General features: G+C 41.3%; 25 protein-coding genes. 15 read left to right on the top strand and 10 right to left on the bottom strand.

Annotation, left to right across the window (positions count from 1 at the left end):
* Positions 1 to 88: 88 nt before the first annotated feature.
* From IZT61_RS11280 to IZT61_RS11300, 5 genes are all read left to right on the top strand, one after another.
* Positions 89 to 1,186 carry a vWA domain-containing protein gene (locus IZT61_RS11280; RefSeq protein WP_196097012.1) on the top strand — a complete coding sequence of 366 codons (1,098 nt, stop codon included), beginning with the start codon at positions 89 to 91 and terminating at the stop codon, positions 1,184 to 1,186.
* 91 nt (positions 1,187 to 1,277) lie between these two features.
* Entirely contained in the window at positions 1,278 to 1,571 is a 294-nt protein-coding gene (locus tag IZT61_RS11285; protein ID WP_196097013.1) for a DUF3861 domain-containing protein, read from the top strand.
* 147 nt (positions 1,572 to 1,718) lie between these two features.
* Positions 1,719 to 3,203 (top strand): P-loop NTPase family protein, encoded by a 1,485-nt coding sequence (locus tag IZT61_RS11290; RefSeq protein WP_196097014.1) that lies wholly within the window; start codon positions 1,719 to 1,721, stop codon positions 3,201 to 3,203.
* Between the two features lie 87 nt (positions 3,204 to 3,290).
* Positions 3,291 to 4,532: a metallophosphoesterase gene (locus tag IZT61_RS11295; protein ID WP_196097015.1), complete on the top strand. Its 1,242-nt coding sequence runs from the start codon at positions 3,291 to 3,293 to the stop codon at positions 4,530 to 4,532.
* A gap of 40 nt (positions 4,533 to 4,572) precedes the next feature.
* The gene (locus IZT61_RS11300; RefSeq protein ID WP_196097016.1) at positions 4,573 to 4,746 is read left to right on the top strand and encodes a hypothetical protein; all 174 of its coding nucleotides are present in this window, start codon (positions 4,573 to 4,575) and stop codon (positions 4,744 to 4,746) included.
* A 207-nt stretch (positions 4,747 to 4,953) separates the two neighbouring features.
* Here the strand turns inward: IZT61_RS11300 and IZT61_RS11305 are convergent, their stop codons facing one another.
* A complete protein-coding gene (locus tag IZT61_RS11305; protein WP_196097017.1) occupies positions 4,954 to 5,409 on the bottom strand; it encodes a ferritin-like domain-containing protein in 456 nt (151 codons plus the stop codon).
* Positions 5,410 to 5,573: 164 nt separating this feature from the next.
* Here IZT61_RS11305 and IZT61_RS11310 point away from each other — a divergent pair, with 164 nt between their 5' ends.
* Entirely contained in the window at positions 5,574 to 6,302 is a 729-nt protein-coding gene (locus IZT61_RS11310; protein WP_230383618.1) for a hypothetical protein, read from the top strand.
* Between the two features lie 144 nt (positions 6,303 to 6,446).
* Here the strand turns inward: IZT61_RS11310 and IZT61_RS11315 are convergent, their stop codons facing one another.
* From IZT61_RS11315 to fcl, 4 genes are all read right to left on the bottom strand, one after another.
* Positions 6,447 to 7,214 (bottom strand): ThuA domain-containing protein, encoded by a 768-nt coding sequence (locus IZT61_RS11315; protein WP_196097018.1) that lies wholly within the window; start codon positions 7,212 to 7,214, stop codon positions 6,447 to 6,449.
* Positions 7,215 to 7,274: 60 nt separating this feature from the next.
* Positions 7,275 to 7,709 (bottom strand): low molecular weight protein-tyrosine-phosphatase, encoded by a 435-nt coding sequence (locus IZT61_RS11320; RefSeq protein ID WP_196097019.1) that lies wholly within the window; start codon positions 7,707 to 7,709, stop codon positions 7,275 to 7,277.
* On the bottom strand, positions 7,706 to 8,638 hold the full coding sequence (locus IZT61_RS11325; protein ID WP_196097020.1) for a hydrogen peroxide-inducible genes activator: 933 nt from the start codon (positions 8,636 to 8,638) through the stop codon (positions 7,706 to 7,708). The genes IZT61_RS11320 and IZT61_RS11325 overlap by 4 nt, the downstream gene beginning before the upstream one ends.
* 1,523 nt (positions 8,639 to 10,161) lie before the next feature.
* Positions 10,162 to 11,088 carry a GDP-L-fucose synthase gene (gene fcl, locus IZT61_RS11330; protein WP_196097021.1) on the bottom strand — a complete coding sequence of 309 codons (927 nt, stop codon included), beginning with the start codon at positions 11,086 to 11,088 and terminating at the stop codon, positions 10,162 to 10,164.
* Between the two features lie 116 nt (positions 11,089 to 11,204).
* Between fcl and trmB the strand changes: the two genes are divergently transcribed.
* Together trmB and IZT61_RS11340 are read left to right on the top strand one after the other, a co-directional pair.
* A complete protein-coding gene (gene trmB / locus IZT61_RS11335) occupies positions 11,205 to 11,855 on the top strand; it encodes a tRNA (guanosine(46)-N7)-methyltransferase TrmB (RefSeq protein ID WP_196097022.1) in 651 nt (216 codons plus the stop codon).
* Positions 11,856 to 11,858: 3 nt separating this feature from the next.
* A complete protein-coding gene (locus IZT61_RS11340) occupies positions 11,859 to 12,188 on the top strand; it encodes an MGMT family protein (protein WP_196097023.1) in 330 nt (109 codons plus the stop codon).
* On the opposite strand, the gene IZT61_RS11345 is transcribed toward IZT61_RS11340, so the two are convergent.
* Complete coding sequence (locus IZT61_RS11345; RefSeq protein WP_196097024.1) at positions 12,185 to 12,541, bottom strand: hypothetical protein; 357 nt, start codon at positions 12,539 to 12,541, stop codon at positions 12,185 to 12,187. The genes IZT61_RS11340 and IZT61_RS11345 overlap by 4 nt on opposite strands.
* A 56-nt stretch (positions 12,542 to 12,597) precedes the next feature.
* Between IZT61_RS11345 and IZT61_RS11350 the strand changes: the two genes are divergently transcribed.
* The 4 genes from IZT61_RS11350 to IZT61_RS11365 all read left to right on the top strand — a co-directional run bounded on the left by IZT61_RS11350 (position 12,598) and on the right by IZT61_RS11365 (position 14,648).
* Positions 12,598 to 12,951, top strand: coding sequence for a carboxymuconolactone decarboxylase family protein (locus IZT61_RS11350; RefSeq protein WP_196097025.1), 354 nt, complete (start codon positions 12,598 to 12,600; stop codon positions 12,949 to 12,951).
* Positions 12,952 to 13,074: 123 nt separating this feature from the next.
* Complete coding sequence (locus IZT61_RS11355; protein ID WP_196097026.1) at positions 13,075 to 13,449, top strand: four helix bundle protein; 375 nt, start codon at positions 13,075 to 13,077, stop codon at positions 13,447 to 13,449.
* Positions 13,450 to 13,458: 9 nt separating this feature from the next.
* On the top strand, positions 13,459 to 14,091 hold the full coding sequence (locus IZT61_RS11360; RefSeq protein ID WP_196097027.1) for a DNA-3-methyladenine glycosylase I: 633 nt from the start codon (positions 13,459 to 13,461) through the stop codon (positions 14,089 to 14,091).
* Between the two features lie 35 nt (positions 14,092 to 14,126).
* Entirely contained in the window at positions 14,127 to 14,648 is a 522-nt protein-coding gene (locus IZT61_RS11365) for a GNAT family N-acetyltransferase (protein ID WP_230383620.1), read from the top strand.
* Positions 14,649 to 14,777: 129 nt separating this feature from the next.
* Here the strand turns inward: IZT61_RS11365 and IZT61_RS11370 are convergent, their stop codons facing one another.
* Positions 14,778 to 15,458: a hypothetical protein gene (locus tag IZT61_RS11370; RefSeq protein WP_196097029.1), complete on the bottom strand. Its 681-nt coding sequence runs from the start codon at positions 15,456 to 15,458 to the stop codon at positions 14,778 to 14,780.
* 46 nt (positions 15,459 to 15,504) lie between these two features.
* Positions 15,505 to 16,275, bottom strand: coding sequence for a hypothetical protein (locus tag IZT61_RS11375; RefSeq protein WP_196097030.1), 771 nt, complete (start codon positions 16,273 to 16,275; stop codon positions 15,505 to 15,507).
* Between the two features lie 154 nt (positions 16,276 to 16,429).
* Between IZT61_RS11375 and polA the strand changes: the two genes are divergently transcribed.
* The 3 genes from polA to IZT61_RS11390 all read left to right on the top strand — a co-directional run bounded on the left by polA (position 16,430) and on the right by IZT61_RS11390 (position 21,205).
* Complete coding sequence (polA, locus tag IZT61_RS11380) at positions 16,430 to 19,240, top strand: DNA polymerase I (protein ID WP_196097031.1); 2,811 nt, start codon at positions 16,430 to 16,432, stop codon at positions 19,238 to 19,240.
* 386 nt (positions 19,241 to 19,626) lie between these two features.
* Positions 19,627 to 20,523 (top strand): TonB family protein, encoded by an 897-nt coding sequence (locus IZT61_RS11385; RefSeq protein ID WP_196097032.1) that lies wholly within the window; start codon positions 19,627 to 19,629, stop codon positions 20,521 to 20,523.
* Between the two features lie 337 nt (positions 20,524 to 20,860).
* On the top strand, positions 20,861 to 21,205 hold the full coding sequence (locus tag IZT61_RS11390) for a hypothetical protein (RefSeq protein ID WP_196097033.1): 345 nt from the start codon (positions 20,861 to 20,863) through the stop codon (positions 21,203 to 21,205).
* Positions 21,206 to 21,917: 712 nt separating this feature from the next.
* Here IZT61_RS11390 and IZT61_RS11395 read toward each other — a convergent pair.
* Both IZT61_RS11395 and IZT61_RS11400 read right to left on the bottom strand, forming a co-directional pair.
* Entirely contained in the window at positions 21,918 to 22,595 is a 678-nt protein-coding gene (locus tag IZT61_RS11395) for a metal-dependent hydrolase (protein WP_196097034.1), read from the bottom strand.
* Between the two features lie 144 nt (positions 22,596 to 22,739).
* On the bottom strand, positions 22,740 to 23,045 hold the full coding sequence (locus IZT61_RS11400; RefSeq protein ID WP_196097035.1) for a YbaB/EbfC family nucleoid-associated protein: 306 nt from the start codon (positions 23,043 to 23,045) through the stop codon (positions 22,740 to 22,742).
* Between the last annotated feature and the right edge of the window lie 104 nt (positions 23,046 to 23,149).

Genomic DNA, 23,149 nt, shown 5'->3' on the forward strand with positions numbered 1-23,149 from the left:
TTATCCCGCAGCCATTCGAATTATGACACCACGCTTAAATTAATGCCAATCGAAACATTTATCTTTAATAATCCGTTACTATTATTACATGAGAGGTTTTCGTTTTTCTGATTATAAGCCCGGCGATACGCCACAGGGAGGGTTTGATGAGTTGCTTAAGTTATTTAGCGAGCTGCTAAATTACACTGCAGGCGATGCATCAGAAGCTTTGAGCTGGCTCAACGAGCTCGATAAACAATATCAGCTTACCAATAACGATTATGGCATTGGCAATTTCATCGACGACTTGAAAGAACGCGGTTATTTAACTGAAGATAACCAGTCGGGCGAAATTAAAATTACCGCTAAAGCAGAGCAAACCATTCGTAAATCGGCTTTGGATGAGATTTTTGGTAAACTTAAAAAGTCTGGTCGGGGCAACCACAACAGTAATCAATCCGGCATCGGCGAAGAAAAGAATGCCGACAGGCGTGAATATAATTTCGGCGATAGTTTAGACCAGATCGACATGACGGCCTCTATCCAAAATGCACAGATAAACCACGGTATTGGCGATTTCACGCTGACGGACAGGGATTTGGAAGTTGAAGAAAAGGACTTTAAAACGTTAACGTCTACAGTGCTGATGATCGATATTTCGCATTCGATGATTTTATATGGTGAAGACCGCATTACGCCAGCAAAGAAAGTGGCGATGGCGCTGGCCGAATTAATCAAGACAAAATACCCAAAAGACACGCTTGATATTGTTGTTTTTGGAAACGATGCCTGGCCAATTACCGTTAAGGATTTGCCTTATTTGCAGGTTGGCCCCTACCACACCAATACTTTTGCCGGCCTTGAATTAGCGACCGATCTGCTTCGCCGAAGAAAAACGCACAATAAGCAGATTTTTATGATCACCGATGGAAAACCTACCTGTTTAAAAGAAAACGGCAAGTACTATAAAAACAGCATGGGCCTCGATCGAAAAGTGATTAACAAAACGCTGAATATGGCGGCGCAATGCAAGCGACTAAAAATTCCAATCACTACTTTCATGATCGCCAAAGACCCCTATTTGCAGCAATTTGTACGTCAGTTTACCGAAATTAATGGCGGACGGGCGTTTTACAGTTCGCTGAATGGTTTAGGCGAATACATCTTTGAAGATTACATTAAAAACAGAAGGAAAACGGTTAAATAATCGCAGGTTTAAAATGGGTGAATTGAACCATGACAACGCTTACACGAGAGAAAGTACACCGTGAGCAACTCACGGAGTAGACTGAAATAATATGGAGAAACGCACGAATAAATATAAACTAACCTTAGAGGAGATTTCGTTAGCGAAAGATAGCGACGCAAAAAACGATCCGATAATGCTTGAATTCGATAATCACGATAACCTGTTTAACATTATAAAAGCTGTAAAAAGTAAGGCCATCTTCGATAACGAAAACGAGGCAGCGGAATTTGCAATTGGCTTAAAAATGTTTACCGAAGTGATGCTCAAAAACAGAAGTAATGATCTTTTTAAGGAAGTGCAGCCAGCTATTGGCGAGTTTATGAAAAAATTGAAAAATACATAGGTTGAACGTGCGGGTGAAAGTAAAAGCCTACAGTCGCAACCACAGCCAAATAAAAAACTAAAACAAGGAGGCTTTTCGGTAAACGGGCAATTGAATCTTCGTCCGACATAATCGAATAAGCTACACACCTTAACCCCCACTTGAAGAATGCAAAACACAACGTTAGGCCAGTTAAAGGCAACAAATTATAAATCAAGAAGTGTTAAAGAAGAGCTTCGGGAAAACCTGATTAATGTGCTCAGCAGTAAAAAGACAGAATTTGAGGGAATTATCGGTTATGATGAAACTGTAATTCCTGAGCTGCAAACCGCCATTCTGTCTCGCCACAACATTTTACTTTTGGGTTTACGCGGTCAGGCAAAAACACGAATTGCCCGTTTAATGGTGAACTTGTTGGATGAGTACGTTCCTTACGTTGCCGGAAGCGAAATCTTCGATGATCCGCTGAACCCAATTTCATGGTATGCAAAGAACGAAATTGCTACAAAGGGCGACGATACCGAAATTGCATGGCTTCACCGCAGCGAACGCTACACCGAAAAACTGGCGACACCCGATGTTACGGTTGCTGATTTAATTGGCGACGTAGATCCGATTAAGGCGGCTACCTTAAAACTTACTTATAATGATGAACGCGTGATCCACTTTGGACTGATTCCGAGGGCACACCGCAGTATTTTCGTTATCAATGAGTTGCCCGATTTGCAGGCCCGCATACAAGTAGCGCTATTTAACATGCTACAAGAGAAAGATATTCAAATCCGCGGATTTAAGTTGCGTTTGCCACTCGATATTCAATTTGTGTTTACTGCAAACCCTGAAGATTATACCAATCGGGGAAGCATTGTAACGCCATTGAAAGACAGGATTGAAAGCCAAATTTTAACACACTATCCGAAGAGCATCGAGATTTCTCGCAAAATCACTTTTCAGGAGGCCAAGCTTACCGCCGAACAGCGTGCCAACATTGAGGCCGACGGTTTGGTTAAGGATTTAGTAGAGCAAATTGCATTCGAAGCTCGAAAAAGTGAATACATCGATCAAAAATCAGGCGTTTCGGCAAGGTTGACCATATCTGCCTACGAAAATTTAATCAGCACAGCTGAGCGCAGAATGCTCATATCCGGCGAAAAAAATACATTCGTCCGCTTATCAGACCTTGCGGGAATCATTCCTGCAATAACAGGAAAAATTGAACTCGTTTACGAGGGCGAATTGGAAGGACCTGCACATGTAGCCACCACGTTAATTGGCAAGGCTGTAAAAACGCTGTTTGCCCGTTATTTTCCTGACCCGGAAAAGGCCAAGAAATCCAAAAACGCAAACCCTTATTCGGAAATTACAGAATGGTTTACCGAAGGACACAACGTAGATGTAACCGATACGTTAACCAATGCGCAATACAAAAGGGCATTAATGCTTGTGCCAAGCTTGTACGATACGGTGAAAAAATTTCACGCGAAGTTGAGCGAAAACCAAACGCTGCTGCTGATGGAGTTCGTATTACACGGGTTAGCAGAATATTCTCAGCTCAGCAAAAACTACCTTAACGGTGGGTTTGGCTTTTCTGACATGTTCGGTAGTTTGTTCAACGCCGAGTTTGATGAGGAAGACGAAGACGACTTTAGATAAATTTTAATTGTGCATTTTTTATAGCTTTGATTAATTCTTTTTAACAGGAAAGAAGATCAAAGCTTTTTTATTTTATAAAACTTTTTCATGGGAAGATTACCGTTTATTATTGCCGCCTGTATCCTCATTACGGCTTTCGATATTTATTTTTACCGGGCCATTATTGCCGTATTTAAGTGGAAGCCGCGAACCAAAAAAGTCTTCGCCATCCTTTATTGGAGCTACAGCATACTCCTGATTGTGGGTGTATTTGCCGGCATTTACCTGAACCTCTTCCTCACTTTAAGAGCCATTATTTTAGTGGCATTCTTTTTAACCGTTGCCTGCAAAATAGCGATGTTGCCGTTCTTGATTTTAGACGATTTACGCCGATTATCGATCAAAATTTTCAGGAGAAAGCGAGTTACTAAAGATCAACCCATTACCGAGGCCGAACCGATTTCGCGTTCTGAGTTTTTGGTAAAGGCGGGCCTGGTTGCCGCAGCCGTTCCGCTAACATCGCTTAGCTGGGGCATTATTTCCGGTGCCTACGATTATCAGGTGAGGCGTGTAAACTTAATACTTCCAAATCTTCCAAAAGCGTTTGACGGGATTACTTTGGGTCAAGTTTCAGATATCCATTCAGGCAGTTTCTATAACAAAACAGCCGTTAAGGGGGGTGTAGAAATGTTAATGAAAGAGAAGCCAGATTTCGTTTTTTTCACAGGCGATTTGGTGAATAACCTCACTAATGAAGTACGAGATTATCAGGATATATTTTCGAAAGTTAAGGCTCCCCTTGGCGTTTATTCTTCACTCGGCAATCACGATTACGGCGATTATTATTTCGGGAAGGAATCATCGCCGGCAAAAGTGAAAAATCTTAAAGATATGATCGACGTTCATAAGGTGATGGGCTACGACTTGTTGATGAACGAAAATCGCCGTTTAAAGGTTGATGGTGAGGAAATAGGAATATTAGGAATCGAAAATTGGGGAATGGGCCGCTTTCCGAAGTATGGAAAAATGGAACTGGCGGTTCAAAATACCGACGATTTGCCAGTAAAGCTTTTATTGAGCCACGACCCTTCGCACTGGCGAGGAGAGGTTCTACAAAAGTACCCCCAAATCGATGCCATGTTTAGCGGACATACACACGGAATGCAATTTGGCGTTCGTTTGAAAGAATACCAGTGGAGCCCGATCCAATACATTTATAAAGAATGGGCGGGGTTGTATCACGAACAGCACCAACAGCTTTATGTTAATGTAGGCTATGGCTTTTTGGGCTATCCGGGCAGAGTCGGCATTTTGCCTGAGATCACGATTTTTACGTTGAAAAAATCTTAAAAATTCTTGTATATTTATGTTGTAATGTAAATCTATAGTTATGGTAATCGTGATTGATAAGAAAATCGACCAGAGAAAAGTAAAAGAGGCCCTGAAAAAACTCGAAGACTGCCAAGCTAAAAAAACTAAGTTGGCAGATTTTTACGGCAAGCTGAAAAACACTTTCGGCGATGGTGTCGAATACCAAGAAGAAATAAGAGGTGAGTGGAATTAAGTATGTTGTAGATACGAATTGCTTTATTTACCTCTTAGACGAAAACCCTATACTGGTGCCGTTTATAGATAGCACCTGGGCGTTCTCCTACATTACCGAAATCGAAGTGAAAAACATTGACTGCATAATAGTTGAAGTCACATAGCAACAAAAAACCCTCTTGATCTTCACATCAAAAGGGTTTCTCATTTATGACTAAAGCTAAACTTACGCTTGAGAATCGCGTAATCTCTTAATTTCGTCGTGCGACGTTCTCAATAATGCTTTTTGCTCAGAAATCAATGTTCTCAAGTGCGAAGGTAAATCTTCATCTTCTAAAGCCATTTTATAAGCATTCTGTGCTGCGTCTTCACCGAATTCGCAATTATTTAATACCGTTTGGCGATCGTGGCCTGTAAACAATGCCTTAACATCCATCCATGCACGGTAAATTTTACCAGAGTTTGTAGTTCCTGTATCAATATCCTCGCCCAAAGCTGCTATTTCAGTAGCTAAGGCCATTTTATATTTCTGACTCTCTTCGATCATATTTAAAAACAACGATTTTAAATCAGCGTCGCTATCTGTTAATTCTTTACGTGCTTTTTCATAACCTTCAATACGGTCGTTATTAATTTGAACTAGGTCATTTAAAACCTCTGTAGTTGCTGTTGTAGATTTCATATTTTTTATAGATTTTGATGTATTATTTAAACAGACTATGATACAAAAGGTTTGTCATTTTATTTAAAACCTTATTCGCTATCGTTTTCATCAAAACAAACTGGCGGGCATATCAAAATTGGAAACGCTATTGATGCGACCAAAAAAACCTTTACTTGCGGTGAATGCTACAAACATTAAAGCGCATTGGATGTTTTAGCTTGATGAACGCTTTGTTGCAAACTCCCCCTGATGGCGGCACTGTTTACGCCGAAACCAACCTCAATTATTTATTTCCGGAGCCGTTAAACACCATAACCAGTTGCTTCTTTTTGCTTATTGCCGTTTACTGGACGGTTAAACTTTGGGGAAATTTTAAATGCCACCACTTTTTGAGCGCATCCTTGGTTGTGCTTTACATCGGAGGAATTGGCGGCACAACCTATCATGGTTTCAGGCGCTGGCCCATTTTTATTATGATGGATTGGATGCCCATCATGGTGCTATGTATTTCGGCTGGAGTTTACTTTTTGGCAAAAATTACACGGTGGTATTTCGCGGCCATGGTTATCGCGGTCTACGCGGTTTTTCAATTGTTTATCAGAAAATTTTTCTCAGGCGGCGACATTCAGATCTTCATTAACATCAACTACGCGTTAATGGCTGCTATTGTGCTTTTCCCTGTATTGGGTTATTTAATTAAAACGCAATGGCAAAACGGTAAATGGGTTGGACTAGCACTGTTGGCATTCGTTTTTGCCTTAACTTTTCGCATTGCCGACAAGTTCGAGCTGCTTAGCGTTGGAACTCATTTTTTATGGCATACCTTTGGCGCAATTGCTTGTTTCTGTATGTTAAACTATATTTATTTAATCAATGCAAAGGCCATCTCGCCACCTACACCCAAGCAGTAAAGCAGCGGCTGAACAATAGCGGGGCTACCATTCGGCGGTTGACAGACAAACCAATTAATATTGAGCGAGAGAAAATTGTTTTTGGCAAAGCCTGTAAGAAAACACTTCATAATCAGATGCGTTAACAAACGGCCTCATGTTAAGTTACAATGTGGAGTGCGCTTTGGAGTAATCCAGTTTCTTTTGCTTGCCAATGGCATATTCTATCCCTCCCAGCAGGTGTTTCAAAAACTTTTCATCGCTCCAGGTTTGGTCGGTATGCCCCATTGAGGTATAAAAAGCCCTTCCGCCATCGAAGCTATGGTACCAGCTGAACGGATGAAAGTTTCCGTTGGTGCCGCCTTTGTACGAGGTTTCATCGATGGAGATTAAAACGTGGATATCGGGATTGATATTCTTGAAATTGTATAATTCGTCTTTGTGCATCCAGATAGAATCAGTTAAGAATTTGGTTGATGGATGCTTTTTATCTTTAACAATAAACCTGGCCTCTTGCACAGCCGGGTGACTCGTAAAATAAGCACCGGCCAATTTTCCATACCAGGGCCAATCGTATTCCGTATCAGTCGCTGCATGTATGCCAACATAGGCGCCGCCGGCCTGAATATATCTTTCAAAAGCAACTTGTTGGGCGTTGTCTAACACATCGCCTGTTGTGCTCAAAAAAACCACCACCGTATATTTTTTCAGGTTTTCTTCGGTAAATGCTGTTGCGTTTTCTGTCGTATCTACATCAAAATGATTTGACAATCCGAGCTTCATAATTGCGGCTTTGCCTGCGCCGATAGATGCATGCCTAAACCCTTTGGTTTTCGAGAAAACAAGAATTTTTGGGTTGTTCTTTATCCAGGCATGGCTCTGTAGCGAGAAGATCAAGAAAGACAATAAGCAAAGAAAATGGCGCTTTTTCATATCGGTTTTGGTTAGTAGGCAAATGTAGTCAATTGCGATTGTTTAAATGGATACATAAAACTAAGAAAGTTGCTCGATAATTTCGAAACATCTTTGTTCAACCTGTTTACATACTGGCGCAAACAGCCCACTATCCCAATACGGATCTGTAACTTCATCGTTATCTAAAAAAAGTCGCACTTTTTTGCGGTCGTTATCTGTTGTTGCGAGGGCTTGAACATCTTTCAAATTGTTCTTATCCATTACCAGAATCAGATCGTAATCGGCAAACATTGCCGATACGAACTGTTGCGCCCTTTGGCGGCTAATGTCGTAACCCAAAGCACTGGCAGCAATAACACTTCGGGCATCGGGCGCTTTGCCAATATGCCAGTTTCCGGTTCCTGCGGAAGCAATCTTCCAGTTAAGGTTTCTTTCATTCACCAGGTGTCGCATGATGCCTTCGGCGAGTGGAGAGCGACAAATATTACCCAAACAAACCATTAAAATGTTCATATGCCTACAATATCCTTTTTCTTCTTTTGTTTCATTGTTTTTGGTATAATCGAAAGAATTTCATCTCTTAAGGCGTTCAACATTCTCATTTTGATGAAATTTTTATGCGTAACCAAACTAATTTCGCGAACAGGTTCGGGCGATTTGAAATAGCGGATTTTCCCTGCCTGCTTTGCGCTTAATTCGGCAATGGCCAGCTCGGGCAAAAGTGTTGCTCCACCATTTAAATCGACCATCCGAACCAGGGTTTCTACACTTCCCGTATTGTATTCCAGCCCCTGTAAACGATTGTTCTTCGTCGATCGGCAAATGTTCAACACCTGGTTTCGCATGCAGTGCCCCTCATTAAGCAACCAAATATTTTCGCCGTTGAGGTCTTCGGCATCAACCGATTTCTTTTTGTAGAGCTTACTGTTTTTGCTAATGTAGCTCACAAAATTTTCGTAGTAAAGCGGTGTTTCAGCAATGTTCGAATCTGTTAGCGGCGTGGCCAGTATTCCGCAATCGAGCACGCCGGTTTTTAAATGCTGAACAATATCTTCAGTGGTATATTCCCAAATTAACAGCTTTAAGTCCGGATATTTTTCGAGCATTGCAGAAATTACCTGGGGCAACAAATACGGCGCTACGGTTGGGATTACACCAATGCGCAATTCGCCCAAAATATCTTGTTGCTGGCTGTTTATCAGCTCTTTTACCTTTGCGCTTTCTTGCAATATAATCCGGGCCTGAGCAATAATCTGACTGCCAATTTCTGTAGGTGTAACGGGCTGCTTGCTTCTGTCGAAGATTTTTACGCTCAGCAATTCCTCCAGTTTTTGCACTTGCATGCTCAATGTTGGTTGGGTAACAAAGCACTTGTCGGCGGCGGTAACAAAACTTCTATAAGTATCTACGGCAACAATATATTCCAGCTGAACCAACGTCATATAGGTATAATTTATTTATATTTTCAAATATATCGATTATAACTATATTAAGAAATATAGAGCGAAGATTTTTGCTCGGAGGGGCTTCGACTCCGCTCAGCCTGACAACTAGGAAAAAAATACGTGGATATAAATGAACTATCATATCAACTGTCACCCTGAGCGGTCCACTGTCACCCTGAGCGGAGTCGAAGGGCAAATCCATAATTCAATAGATTACAAAATCACGTCAATCATAACTCGCTGAAGGAACGTTGAAACGGACTTCGACTCCGCTCTGCCTGACAACCAGGAAAAAAATATCGTGGGTGTAATGACGCATCACATCAATTGTCACCCTGAGCGGTCCAATGTCACCCTGAGCGGAGTCGAAGGGCAAATCTGTAATTCAATCAATTATCAAAACACGTCAATCATAACTCGCTGAAGGAGCGTTGAAACGGGCTTCGACTCCGCTCTGCCTGACAACCAGAAAAAAAATATCGTGGGTGTAATGACGCATCACATCAATTGTCACCCTGAGCGGTCCAATGTCACCCTGAGCGGAGTCGAAGGGAAAATCCATAATTCAATCGATTACCAAAACACGTCAATCATAACTCGCAGAAAGAGCGTTGAACGGGCTTCGACTCCGCTCAGCCTGACAACTAGGAAAAAAAATATCAAGGATATAAATGAACCATCATATCAATTGTCACCCTGAGCGGTCCACTGTCACCCTGAGCGGAGAAGAAGGGCAAATCCATAATTCAATCGATTGCCAAAACACGTCAATCAAAACTCGCTGAAGGAACGTTGAAACGGGCTTCGACTCCGCTCAGCCTGACAACTAGGGAAAAAAATATCAAGGATATAAATGAACCATCATATCAATTGTCACCCTGAGCGGTCCACTGTCACCCTGAGCGGAGTCGAAGGGCAAGTCTACAGTTCAATCAATTACCAAATCACGTTAATCATAACTTGCTGAAGGAACGTTGAAACGGGCTTCGACTCCGCTCAGCCTGTTAACAAGAAGAAAAAATATCGTGGATGTAATGAACCATCATATCAACTGCCACCCTGAGCGGAGTCGAAGGGCAAATCTACAATTCAATCGATTACCAAAACACGTTAATCATAACTTGCTGAAGGAACGTTGAAACGGGCTTCGACTCCGCTCTGCCTGATAACAAGAAGAAAAAATATTGTGGATATAATGAACCATCATATCAATTGTCACCCTGAGCGGTCCACTGTCACCCTGAGCGGAGTCGAAGGGCAAATCTGTAATTCAATCGATTACCAAATCACGTCAATCATAACTCGCAGAAAGAGCATTGAAAAGGGCTTCGACTCCGCTCAGCCTGACAACTAGAAGAAAAAATCGTGGATATAAATGAACCATCATATCAACTGTCACCCTGAGCGGTCCAATGTCACCCTGAGCGGAGTCGAAGGGCAAATCTGTAATTCAATCAATTTTCAAATCACTTCGACTCCACTCTGCCTGACATGTTAACAAATACACGCAAGTTGGTCTGCTAATACCTGCTTTCAAAATCCTGATACGCCAAAGCGATGCCTTCGGGTAATTCGATTTGGTGTTTCCAGCCAAGTGCATGCAGTTTGCTTACATCCATCAGCTTGCGAGGAGTTCCGTCGGGTTTTGAGGCGTCGAAAACCAATTCGCCATCGAAGCCCAGCACGTCCTTAATCAACAGCGCCAGATCTTTTATTGTTAAATCGTGGCCTGTGCCTATGTTTATCAAATTAGGCTCGTTATAATTCTCCATCAAAAAGTAGCAGGCATCAGCCAAATCATCGGCAAACAAAAACTCACGCAGTGGAGAGCCGGATCCCCAAACGGTAACCTGTTTCTCATTGTTAACCTTTGCCTCGTGTACCTTGCGAATTAAAGCCGGCAACACATGTGAATTTTGCGGATGGTAATTATCATTGTAACCGTAAAGATTTGTTGGCATAACGGAAATGAAGTTGCAACCATACTGATCGCGATAAGCATCGCACATTTTTATGCCAGCAATTTTGGCAATGGCATAAGGCTCATTGGTATGCTCTAACGTTCCGGTTAACAAATAATCTTCTTTTAAAGGCTGTGGCGCCATTTTAGGATAAATACAGCTGGAGCCGAGGAACATGAGTTTCTTTACTCCGTTAACGTAAGCGCTGTGGATAACGTTATTCTGAATTGCCAGATTCTCGTAAAGGAAATCGGCACGATAAGTATTATTGGCAACAATTCCGCCTACCTTGGCGGCAGCCAGGAACACATAATCGGGCTTTTCTTCTTCAAAAAACTGAGCCACAGCTTCCTGGTTTCTTAAATCTAATTCCGACGATGTTTTAACAAGGATATGCTCAAACCCCTCTTTTTGCAATTTACGATAGATTGCTGAACCAACCATGCCACGATGACCAGCAACATAAACTTTAGCGTTTTTTTCCAATGTGATTATTTTTGATGTGCAGCAAAAATACGATTGATTAAGTAAAACTGTTTGACTTATACTGTAAAAAGAAACAACAATATTTTATTTAATTGTAAATTTGCAAGAAAAAACTTTTGGGTAAAGATAAACTTAGGCGATTTGCAGAGATAGAAACCTTTGCAAATGTATATCAATTAGAAGAAGGACAAGCGCTAAAAGGAAACTGGGGCAAAACACATTTTAAAAACGATAATCCGGTGGTGCTGGAACTAGCCTGCGGAAAAGGCGAATACACGGTAAATCTGGCCACCTTATTTCCTGATAAAAACTTTATAGGCGTAGACTATAAAGGCAACAGGATTTGGAGGGGCGCAAAAACGGCCATTGAGGAAGGCATTGCAAATGTTGCTTTCTTAAGAATCCAGATTGAGAATTTGCTCGATTACTTTGGTAGCGGCGAAATTGATGAAATTTGGATTACATTTCCTGATCCGCAACCGCAAATAAGTCGCGAGAAAAAACGACTTACCTTCCCAGCATTTTTAAACCGTTATAAAACGGTGTTAAAACCGGACGGAAAGGTAAATCTTAAAACTGATAACGACCAGCTGTATGCTTATACCTGCGAAAAAATTGCCGAGCTGGGTTTAGTGGTACACAAAAATACCGATCATTTATACACGTCGGATTTGGTTGATGAAGTGCTTTCTATCAAAACCTATTACGAGAAAAAATACTTGCTGCACGATAAAAACATCAATTACATCCAATTTTCATTTGAATAAATAATGGATGCGACTTTTTACGAACAGGTTTACGAAATTGCCCGGCTCATTCCTGCCGGCCGGGTAACTTCTTATGGCGCCATCGCCAAAAGCCTGGGCGCCGCAAAATCGTCGAGAATGGTTGGGCATGCCATGAGCTATGCCGGCACTGCTCATCCTCAAGTGCCTGCGCATCGGGTTGTAAACAGCAGCGGATTGCTTACCGGAAAGTTCCATTTTAACCCTCCAGAGTTAATGGAAGAACTGCTTTTAAAAGAAGGCGTACAGGTTAAGAACGACAAAATAGTCGATTTCAAAAAGGTATTCTGGAATCCGCTCGAAGAGATTGTTTAAATAATCGGAAGCGCTTTTTTGTAATCTGTCAGTGTAAAAACGATCAGGATCAATAATCCTAAACAGGCAAAATACATTTCGTCGATTAGCTCTCCCTTAAAGTAGGTAAAGGCAAGAACAATGAGAATGATGCTGATCAGGAACTCAACCAGGCCGTGAAATTTTAAATGGAGCACCTTAAAAATACCGCCACTGAAATCGGTAAAAATGGTAAGCAAAAAATGCGCTATGCCCAAAACATAGCATAACGTTGATGCGGTTTCGCTCAATGTAAATATGCGGGGCGATATCAGGATTAGCATGACCAGAAGAAAGTCGATAATGGCGTGAATTTTTGGGGTAATAATTTTCATATTGTGTCTTTAAGTTTTAAACAACTAAGTAAAAAAATTGATTTAATTAAATAAGAATGGGAAATCTGGTAGAAGAATTCAATAACTATCGTGAGAAAATGAACGATAGAATTATGGAGACCGCTAACACAAATATAAAACGTTTTTTCGCATTAGACACTACTTCTTACGCGGAAGGTGCTCTTGATGTTAAAACAAAGGAAATGCTCGGGCTGGTTGCATCGATGGTTTTGCGTTGCGATGACTGCATTAAATACCACCTGGGTAAATGCCACGAAGCCGGCGTAAACACCGACGAAATGAATGAAATTTTTATGATTGCCAATCTAGTTGGGGGCAGCATCGTTATTCCACATTACCGAAGAGCCGTTGAGTATTGGGATGAGCTTTTGGCGAGTCCGAAGTCTTAAGTCATAAGTCTGCAGTCACTAGCCTATGTGCTAAAACTGAACATACGGCCAAAGGAATAGCTTAAACTACACCTTGGCTTTGAATTTTCCCTGAAAAATGTTATATTAGGTTGAAACAGGAGCATGGGAAAATTTAGAGACCTGATTGTATATAAAAAAGGTTTTTCATTATTGATGGAGATCTTTACCATAACAAGCGGCTTTCCTAAAAATGAACAATATAGTTTAGTTGACCAAATCAGAAGATGTTCTCGAAGTGTATGCGCCAACTTAGCCGAAGCTTATCGAAAGCGAAAATACCCAAATCATTTTGTAAGTAAACTTTCCGATTCAGACACTGAAAATGGCGAAACTCAAACATGGCTTGAATTTGCACTGGCATGTAAATATATCACCACAGATGAATTTAATATTCTTAACAACCAGGCAGAAGAAGTGGCGAAGTTGCTTGTTTATATGATGAAAAACCCTGAAAAATTTATAACCAAACTTTCTTAATACGCTTGCATGACAACTCAAAACTCCGAACCTAAAACTCTAAACTCTCAACTCAGTACTCCAAACTCTGAACTCATTACTCAAGACTCCAAAACCCGTTGCACCTGGGCTACTTCCGATCCGCTGTATATCAAATATCACGATGAAGAATGGGGTAAGCCTGTTTACGATGATAAAACCTTATTTGAATTTCTGATTCTCGAAGGCGCACAAGCCGGTTTGAGTTGGATTACCATCCTTCGGCGGCGAGATAGCTACAGAAAAGCCTTTGCCGATTTTGATGTAAAAAAAGTAGCCGCTTTTGATGAAAAAGATGTCGAACGCCTGATGAACGACGCAGGTATCATTCGGAACAAGCTAAAAGTTAATGGTGCCATTACAAACGCCAAATTGTTTATCGAAATTCAAAAGGAGTTCGGGAGTTTCTCCAAATACATCTGGGGATTCATTCCAGACGGCAAACCTATCGAAAACAAGATAGAAAAAATGAGCGATGTGCCTCCCCGAACGGAATTATCAGATAAAATAAGCAAGGATATGAAAAAACGAGGATTCAAGTTTTTTGGCACCACCATTTGCTATGCACATATGCAGGCCACCGGAATGGTAAACGATCATTTGCTAACCTGCTGTGCCAGGTAATGGGCAGTTTTCCCATTTTTGCAACAAATAGATTGATGCTAAGGAAAATAGAAGAAAATGATCTGGAAGATATTTATCGGGGTCTTTCAAATCCCGAAGTGATTAAATATTATGGAATACATTACGATAGCTTACCTGAAACCTTAAAACAATTACAATGGTTTAAAGCGCTTGAAGAAAATAAAACCGGAATTTGGTGGGCAATTTGTGATAAAAATGATGGCCATTTTATTGGAGCAATTGGATTTAACAACTTAAGTAATCAACATAAAAAAATCGAAATTGGATTTTGGTTGCTGCCAAAGTTTTGGGGCAAGGGGCTAATTCACGAGGCAGCTGAAGTGATTTGTAATTATGCGTTCGATGATTTAGGGATTAACAGGATAGAGGCCTTTGTGGAGTCTGAGAACAATAACTCCAAAAAAGCGCTAGCAAAGCTATTATTTGAATACGAAGGAACGATGAAGAGCTGCGAAATAAAAAACGGAAAATTCATCAGTTTAGCTATTTATGCCAAACTAAACCACCGTACTTCTGTTTCCCGTAAAACAACATAATTTCTTGTAAGGCATTTTTAATTCTAATCTATACTTTTCCCACAGCTAAGGCAGTGTAGATTTAAGGAATGTATTTTAAGGCGCCTTATCTCCCGACTTTCGGACCTCTGACTTTCGGACTTATTAATCTTAAAACCCTGCTCCATTGTATTCCTTAACCCACTCAACTACATCTTTGCTATTAAACTCGCTACTGCCTTCAATTTTTGCTTTTACGATAGGCTTATCGCCCAATTTTTGGGTTAAAATCGACTTAACAACGGCCTTTTTATCTTCGTCGGTTATTGCTTTCATCGGAACCTCTTGTAGCGGACCAGCGCCCGGCTTTTCAATAAAATAGCGAATTGCAGGTGCGCCAACGGGCCGTTCAGGTTCAGCACTTCTTCCGCTGCCAATGCTTATTCCACCGCCCATTCCCATGCCGCCGAAGCCGCCCGTTCCGGTGCCAATACCAACAGAAGGGCGAAACCTTACCTTTTTTTCTTTAACCGGAGGAACCAGCGTCCCGCCACCGAACGAATAAAGATTAACGGCACCCATTTCAATCACCTTAACAAAGCGGTACTCGAAATTTTTACCATTCGCAAAACCCTTACTTACGAAGCTATTGCCATTCCAAAAGAAATTCTTTACATCCTTTGCAGGTAAAATCACATCCTTTTCGTCATTTTCACTAATAAAAACCGAGAAATAATCAGTGCCCTTAATCGTTCCACGAATTACATCATCATTGTTTTTAATAACGAAATCTTGTGCAAACAAATCGCCTACCGTGCCAAAGAATAAAAAAAGAAAGAATAGAAACCTCATAGTAAATCGCATTTGCACAAATAACGGAACTAAATCTTAAATCTTATCAGTTCAGGTTAATTTTGATGTTTCCAGCCTCTACATCGGGGTGAGCTTTTTCGAAAGCAACAAAACTTTCCTTCATCTTTTTAAGGGCATAAGCCTTCGGTTGGGCGATGCCTTTTCCCAAAGCATAAAACTTATTGATGATATAAACGCCGAATAAATAATTTTTAAGCTTTGCATCGGCCTGCGTGTCAGTCATCAATTTCGTCAAATTTTCGCGATCTAAAAACCCCGCGACGCCAACGTTCGCAGCAAGATAGCCCGTAACAGCAGCGATATTATCTTTCTGTTCGGTATAAGCATCGCCCGACGAATTAATCACTTCAATTTTTTTAAGAAATGGGGCAATTTCCTTTGCCACTATTTCCTTGTTTACCGCAATTAAGCCCTTTGGTACATAGTAAACAGAATCTGACTTGTATGGATCTACAACCAAAGTAATCACTTCTTTTGTTGCCGGGTTTTCGAGCGTATAAAGATCTACCATTCCTGTTTTGCCCATTTTACTCCCCCGTTTCGAAAAATCGATCACCGTACCGTCGGGCCATCGAAAAGAGTTCCTCAGCTTCGCCATTCTATTTTGCCTCGCATTTCGATCGGCTATATTTATAAACGCACCACTACTTAACGGTTGATTTGTCGATTCTCCATAACCATCTTTATAGCCCTGCAGATTTTCGAAGCTAATCAGGTGCACTAAGGTGTCCGAAGGAAGCTGAGCCTTTGCAAAACCCAGCACCAAGCATAAAATAATTGTAGAAATTGTTTTCATATAACGTTTTGATTAGATGATGTTGAAAATACAAGAATTCAATAAATAAAATGTTTTTTTGTTGAAAAAGCATTTTAACGATATGGCTAACTTTGGTTACTTTTATCATCTGGTAATCTAATTATCGGTGTAATCATTAAATCTGTGTAATCACATGAATAATAAAAAACTCTTTCTTTTAGATGGAATGGCGCTGATGTACAGGGCGCACTTTGCATTGAGCAAAAACCCTCGTTTAACTTCGACAGGAATCAATACATCGGCAGTAATGGGATTTACCAATACTTTGTTGGATGTAATTAAGAAAGAAAACCCAACACATATTGCCGTAGTTTTCGATACCGAGGCACCAACAGAAAGGCATACCACTTTTGAGGCCTATAAAGCGCACCGCCAGGCCATGCCCGAAGATTTGGCCGCGGCAATGCCCTATGTAATTAAACTGATAACAGGTTTCAATATCCCCGTCATCACCTCCGATGGTTACGAAGCCGACGATATTATTGGTACACTTGCAAAAAAAGCTGAAGCAAGGGGCTTTCAGGTGTTTTGTATGACACCCGATAAGGATTTTGCCCAACTGGTTTCTGAAAATATTTTTATTTACAAACCTGCCCGTATGGGTAATGGCATGGAAATTTTAGGTGTAAAAGAAGTGTTGGCGAAGTGGGAAATTGAACATGTACACCAGGTGATTGACATTTTGGGCCTTTGGGGCGATGCTGTTGATAACATTCCTGGAATTCCGGGAATTGGCGAAAAAACAGCCAAAGCCCTGATTAAGCAGTACGGTTCGATGGAAAATATTATCGCAAACTCGCACGAGCTTAAGGGAAAACAACGCGAAAACGTAGAAAATTTCGCCGAGCAGGGCTTAGTCTCCAAAAAGCTGGCCACCATACTGCTCGATGTGCCGGTTGAATTAGACGAAGCGACTTTAGAACTTTGCGATCCGAGTCGCGATTTGTTAGAGCCTCTATTTACTGAGCTCGAGTTCAGAACACTGGGTCGCAGGGTGTTTGGCGATGAGTTTTCGGTTACCACGGCCCGCTTTCAGGAAGGAACACAAACCGACCTGTTCGGAAACCAATCTGGCGAGGCCATTCAATATACCGATACCCTCGAAGAAGAGGTTGCTGAACCACTTCCAGCAAAAAACATAGAAAATACCGAACACGATTACCAACTTGTAGATACTGCAGAAAAACGTGCCGATTTAATTAAATTGCTGTTGGCCGAACCAACGGTATCTTTCGACACCGAAACAACGGGAACCGATGCCAACACGGCTGAATTGGTAGGACTGTCATTTTCGATAAAACCGGGAACGGGTTATTATATCCCCGTTTCGGCAGTTAGGGCCGAGGCACAGGCCGTTGTTGATGAGTTTAGAGTGATACTTGAAAACGAACAGATTATAAAGATTGGCCAAAACACCAAATACGATATTCTGGTGCTGAAATGGTACGGTGTTGAAGTAAAAGGCAAACTATTTGATACGATGCTGGCCCATTACCTCATCGATCCTGATACCCGCCACGGCATGGATGTATTATCTGAAAATTATTTAGGCTATACGCCCATTTCCATCACCAAACTTATTGGCGCAAAAGGCAAAAACCAGGGAACCATGCGTGATGTTCCGGTAGAACAAGTGGTAGATTATGCCGCCGAAGATGCAGATGTGACCTTGCAGCTGGCCAATATTTTTGAGCCTAAGTTGAAAGAACTCAACGCCACCAAACTGGCCGAAGAAATAGAAAACCCTTTGGTGTACGTGTTGGCCGATATTGAAAAAGAAGGCGTGCGCATAGATATGGATACGCTGAGGGCTTATTCTGCCGAACTGGAAGTTGAGATTAAAAAATCAGAGCAAAGCGTTTACGATAAAGCCGGGGTTACGTTTAATTTAGCTTCGCCGAAACAGTTGGGTGAGGTTTTGTTTGATAAGCTCCAGCTCGACCCAAAAGCCAAAAAAACAAAAACGGGGCAATACCAAACCGGCGAAGACATATTAACCGCATTAGCCAGCAAGAGCGATATTGTGCAGGATATTCTCGATTTCCGCCAGATGCAGAAACTGAAATCGACTTATGTTGATGCATTGCCGCTGATGGTAAACCCCAAAACCGGACGTGTACATACTTCGTACAATCAGGCGGTGGCTGCAACCGGCAGATTGAGCTCTAACAATCCCAATTTGCAGAATATTCCAATTCGTACCGAACGGGGAAGAGAAGTGCGTAAAGCCTTTATTGCCAGAGATGAAAACCACATTTTGTTATCTGCCGATTATTCGCAAATTGAATTGCGCATTATCGCCGAGATCAGCAAAGAAGAAAACATGCTCGATGCATTTAGCAAGGGTATCGATATCCACACGGCAACCGCAGCAAAAGTGTACGGAGTGAGTATTGAAGAGGTTGATAGCACCCAACGCAGAAATGCCAAAGCGGTAAATTTTGGGATTATTTACGGGCAGTCGGCGTTCGGCCTGTCGCAGAATCTGGGCATCCCACGCAAGGAAGCGGCAGAAATCATCGAACAATATTTTGCCCAATATCCCGGCATAAAACGGTACATGAGCGATACCATGAACTTTGCCCGCGAAAACGGCTTTGTAGAAACAATAATGGGCAGAAGACGCTACCTAAGAGACATTAATTCGGCCAACCAAACTGTACGTGGTTTCGCCGAACGAAACGCCATAAATGCACCAATTCAGGGTTCTGCTGCCGACATGATCAAGATTGCAATGATTAACATTCATAAAGAAATGAAAGCACAAAAGCTGCAATCGACCATGACCATGCAAGTACATGATGAGTTGGTTTTCGACGTGCTCAAAACAGAAAAGGACGTTATGAAAGCAATTATAGAAGATAAAATGGCCAATGCCATTAAGCTTACCGTCCCCATTGTTGTCGAAATTGGCGAAGGCGATAACTGGTTGGCAGCACATTAAGTGTTAAGTCAAATTTAGAACCTCATACCAGTTGTCACCCTGAGCGGAGTCGAAGCGCCGTTAGTTGCGCTTCGACTAAGCCTGTATTGAGCGAGGCGAAATGCTCAGGCCGTATTTATTTCCGCCTTTGCCCCAAAGGGGCTACCTTGTGGCGAAATCGGTTTCCCATCGATCGAAGCAATCTCATTAGCAATATTATTTAACCAGAATAGATTGCTTCGCACCTTACATAGAAAAGTCGATCATATTGCTTTTTTAAAAACTCAAGGTGAAATCTAATCCGACAATTTATGTATGACATGATACTAAATAATTTTTATTAACTTTGGTTCAATCCCTCCCAAAGAAGACACATCCCATGGTTTTTGTTTATCTAAATTTTAACTTTGAAAAAATTAACAGGGATTTTACGCGTGCTCTTTCCAGCTCTTTTATTTTCACTTTCTGCATTAGGCCAAAGTGATACATTAGTAACCTATAGTATCGATGGCTCGCCCACCAAAAAGGCAGATAAAGCTACATCCGTTCATAAAGTCTTTGTAAAAGGTGGTGCCTGGGTTAGAACAACCTCGGATAAGGACTTAGTTCTTCAAAAAAGCGAAACATTTTCTGACCGAGATTTGCAAACTTTGAATGGAAAGTATCTAGAATATAAGAATGGCAAAATACACTTAACGGGCCATTATTTAAATAACCAAAAAATCGGCGCCTGGATATCATATGATTCTTTAAGGCGGGCAACCCGCTCCGAAATTTTCCTTACTAACAGAAAAAACGGACCTTATTATCTCTATTGGGAGAATGGCTCAGTTAAGGAACAGGGGCTTTATCTTAATGGAGAAAGAAATGGTGACAGGAAGATGTTTTACGATAACGGAAACCTGGCATTAAAAGAGGTTTATGATTTAGAAAGCAGGCTTATAGATAGCGCTTATTTCACAATAGATGGAAAGCCTACCATCAGAGACTCCATCTTAACTTTTCCTCAGTTTCCCGGTGGTGAGAAACGGTTCTACGATTATATAGGAAGTTCACTTCGCTACCCTGAAGAAGCCTTTAAAACCACCACAGAAGGCAAAGTGCATGTAGCGTTCGATGTCAACGAAATTGGTGAATTAGAAGATATAGAAATTATTTCGATGCCGGGTAAAAGTTTGGGAGAAGAAGCAGTTAGGGTACTTAAGCGATCTCCAAAGTGGATACCCGGCACTATCCTTCAAAAGCCCGCTACCATACGCTGTAAAATGAATGTTAACTTCATTTTGAACTACCTGAATTATTGAAAAATACCTCAATAGTTGTCGCCCTGAGCGCCCGCCCAATGTCATTTAGTTAAGCGAAGAGGGTGTCATCCGATAGCTATCGGATCTGACAATGTTTTATGGTTTTATCCTTAACTAAATGACATTGAGTGCCCGCTGACCGAACGGGCAGGGAGTCGAAGGGCAAATGCACGAGGCTTCGACTCCACTCAGCCTGACAACATAGTCGCCAGGCCACTTCATTATCAATTGATTATTGTAACTTGGTTATTAATTAATTATCTTCATAAAAACTTCATTTCGATTAATCACTTTTATATCAACAAATTAAACAGGTTTAAAATAAAAAAAAACGAGTATGAAAAAGTTATTAAGTTTAATCGCCATTGCAGCATTTGGATTAACATCAGCATTTGCTCAAACACCTGCAACATCGCCAGCTAAGGCTAAAACCACTAAAACAGCTGTTAAAAAAGAAGTGAAAGCAAGTGCCCCAGCTACAGCAGCTCCCGCACAAAAAGCTACCAAAGTTGAAACCAAAACAGCGAAAACGACAACAAAAACAAAGGCAGATGGAACGCCAGATATGCGTTATAAAGAAAACAAAACAAAAGCGGTAACCAAAGTTGCAGGTCCGACCAAAAAAGATGGAACTGCCGACATGCGCTATAAAGCAAATAAAGCTGCAGCTAAAAAGAACTAGGTTTAGGTTTATAATTTGAAAGGGTTCGCCACTTTGTGGTTGAACCCTTTTTTTTGGTTTAATACTAAATTATGGCCTAACTACCTTTTCTATGCCTTTGCAGTGAGGCTGTTTTACCGGGAAATCCTATCGTGTTGGCACATCTTTCCAGTTAATGACGGCTTTTAACGCTGTCATCCTGAGGGATAATTATTGGAATAAAATCAATATGAGATACGTAAAAACACTGAGTCTCTAAATTTCGTGTCATTCTGAATGCAGTGAAGAATCCGCAAACGATGGAATGCAAAGCGCCAACAACCCACTGCCCAAAAAGGGAAGTGAGTCAACTTTGAGCTGTGCGAAATCGGTAAGGGATGCTTCGTGCCTCAGCATGACAAGACACTGAATTAAAGCAAGTTGTGACAAAATATCAATGATAGTTTTAATTTTTCGGAAAAATGTCAATATGAGTGGCGTTTGTATATATTCTTGCCGTCTTTCCCGCGCAGGCGGGAATCCTAAAGCCTTTCTTTCGCTTTCGGATTCCCAATTAAATTGGGAATGACGACCGTTCGTAGTTAGCGTCGCATCCATTCTCGCTAACTTATGATTAATTAATTGTAAACCAATAAGTTACCAAATAACATCAATGATAGGGGTAATTATTGGAATAAAATCGATATGAGCGACGTTTGAGGCTATGCAACGGCTACATTAATCGAACTCAGATTTATAAATTTATCGTTTCGCCAATTTTTGGAAGCAGCAGTGTTTTGCCTTCTCGTTTAAACTTCGCTACGGCATCTTCTGTATCAATACTGATCGGCGGGAAAGTGTTGTAGTGAACGCCAATAACCTGATCGCAATCGATGTATTTCGAGGCAACAATTGCATCTACTACATCCATGGTGTAGTGTCCGCCGATTGGTAAAATGGCGTAATCTAAGTTATGCAGTTCGGCAAGCAACTTCATTTCGGTAGTTAGTGCCGTATCGCCTGCAAAATAAATTTGCTTACGTTCGAGCTCTAACACGAAGCCCGCCGGATTTCCGCCGTAACTGCCATCGGGGTTAGAGCTGCTGTGCACCGCCCAAACGGTACGCAATTTTCCGAAAGGAAACTTTTGTGTGCCGAAATTGATGTCGGTTACCTTATCAACCCCTTGCTCTTTAATCCATTTTGCTACTTCAACCATGGCTATTACCTCGGCGTTGGTTTGCTTTGCCAGCTCGACCAAATCGGCCACATGGTCGCCGTGCCCATGACTAACCAAAATGTAATCGGCCTCAATTGCAGAAGTATCTACATCTTTAGCCAATGGATTTGATTTTATAAACGGATCGAAAAGAAATTTTTTGCCATCTGCCTCAATTAAAAAGCACGATTGGCCATAGTATGTATATTTCATGGTAATAGTATCAAAATTTGAGTTTGGAGGAGAGAGTTTGGGGTTTGGAGGGAAGTTGCAAAGTGAGATAAAGCCTTTTTTTGCTTTGACCAATAGAAAAGGTTAAGCAATTTTGACTCTCAACTCCCAACCCAAAGCTCCTTTTTACTGTCCGAACATGCCACCAAGGCCGCCGAGCATATCTTTTGCTGACGCCTGCATTTCTGTTTGGCTTACTTGTTCGGCACTTGCCAGGGCTTTATTAATTGCGGTTAAAAGCAGCTCTTCTAATTCTTCTTTGTCGGCATTTTTCAAAAACTCCTCATCAATGGTAACGCCGGTTATGCTTTTGTTGGCGGTAGCGGTAATTTTAATTGCGCCGTTTTCCACTTCTCCAAATACCGAAATGGTATCTAAACGTTTTTTTATTTCTTCGGCCTTTTGCTGTGCGGCCATTAATTTATCGAACATATTAGTTGTTTTTATTATAAAACGAATTTAAGACAAATTGTTTTGAAATCGGCTTCCGATAAACGAAATTGTTTTACGGCGCAAGAGCAGTAGCCCTATTAATG

Origin of the sequence: Pedobacter endophyticus, assembly GCF_015679185.1 — a bacterium.
Classification (GTDB): domain Bacteria; phylum Bacteroidota; class Bacteroidia; order Sphingobacteriales; family Sphingobacteriaceae; genus Pedobacter; species Pedobacter endophyticus.

Coding starts and splice junctions, on each gene's coding strand:
- IZT61_RS11320 (WP_196097019.1), bottom strand. CDS start 7,709: ATGAACATTTTAATGGTTTGTTTGGGTAATATTTGTCGCTCTCCACTC.
- IZT61_RS11300 (WP_196097016.1), top strand. CDS start 4,573: ATGGTAATCGTGATTGATAAGAAAATCGACCAGAGAAAAGTAAAAGAG.
- IZT61_RS11345 (WP_196097024.1), bottom strand. CDS start 12,541: ATGAAAATTATTACCCCAAAAATTCACGCCATTATCGACTTTCTTCTG.
- IZT61_RS11350 (WP_196097025.1), top strand. CDS start 12,598: ATGGGAAATCTGGTAGAAGAATTCAATAACTATCGTGAGAAAATGAAC.
- IZT61_RS11325 (WP_196097020.1), bottom strand. CDS start 8,638: ATGACGTTGGTTCAGCTGGAATATATTGTTGCCGTAGATACTTATAGA.
- IZT61_RS11400 (WP_196097035.1), bottom strand. CDS start 23,045: ATGTTCGATAAATTAATGGCCGCACAGCAAAAGGCCGAAGAAATAAAA.
- IZT61_RS11370 (WP_196097029.1), bottom strand. CDS start 15,458: ATGAGGTTTCTATTCTTTCTTTTTTTATTCTTTGGCACGGTAGGCGAT.
- IZT61_RS11395 (WP_196097034.1), bottom strand. CDS start 22,595: ATGAAATATACATACTATGGCCAATCGTGCTTTTTAATTGAGGCAGAT.
- IZT61_RS11360 (WP_196097027.1), top strand. CDS start 13,459: ATGACAACTCAAAACTCCGAACCTAAAACTCTAAACTCTCAACTCAGT.
- IZT61_RS11355 (WP_196097026.1), top strand. CDS start 13,075: ATGGGAAAATTTAGAGACCTGATTGTATATAAAAAAGGTTTTTCATTA.
- IZT61_RS11340 (WP_196097023.1), top strand. CDS start 11,859: ATGGATGCGACTTTTTACGAACAGGTTTACGAAATTGCCCGGCTCATT.
- IZT61_RS11365 (WP_230383620.1), top strand. CDS start 14,127: ATGCTAAGGAAAATAGAAGAAAATGATCTGGAAGATATTTATCGGGGT.
- IZT61_RS11375 (WP_196097030.1), bottom strand. CDS start 16,275: ATGAAAACAATTTCTACAATTATTTTATGCTTGGTGCTGGGTTTTGCA.
- IZT61_RS11310 (WP_230383618.1), top strand. CDS start 5,574: ATGCTACAAACATTAAAGCGCATTGGATGTTTTAGCTTGATGAACGCT.
- IZT61_RS11305 (WP_196097017.1), bottom strand. CDS start 5,409: ATGAAATCTACAACAGCAACTACAGAGGTTTTAAATGACCTAGTTCAA.
- IZT61_RS11280 (WP_196097012.1), top strand. CDS start 89: ATGAGAGGTTTTCGTTTTTCTGATTATAAGCCCGGCGATACGCCACAG.
- IZT61_RS11290 (WP_196097014.1), top strand. CDS start 1,719: ATGCAAAACACAACGTTAGGCCAGTTAAAGGCAACAAATTATAAATCA.
- polA (WP_196097031.1), top strand. CDS start 16,430: ATGAATAATAAAAAACTCTTTCTTTTAGATGGAATGGCGCTGATGTAC.
- IZT61_RS11295 (WP_196097015.1), top strand. CDS start 3,291: ATGGGAAGATTACCGTTTATTATTGCCGCCTGTATCCTCATTACGGCT.
- IZT61_RS11315 (WP_196097018.1), bottom strand. CDS start 7,214: ATGAAAAAGCGCCATTTTCTTTGCTTATTGTCTTTCTTGATCTTCTCG.
- IZT61_RS11390 (WP_196097033.1), top strand. CDS start 20,861: ATGAAAAAGTTATTAAGTTTAATCGCCATTGCAGCATTTGGATTAACA.
- IZT61_RS11285 (WP_196097013.1), top strand. CDS start 1,278: ATGGAGAAACGCACGAATAAATATAAACTAACCTTAGAGGAGATTTCG.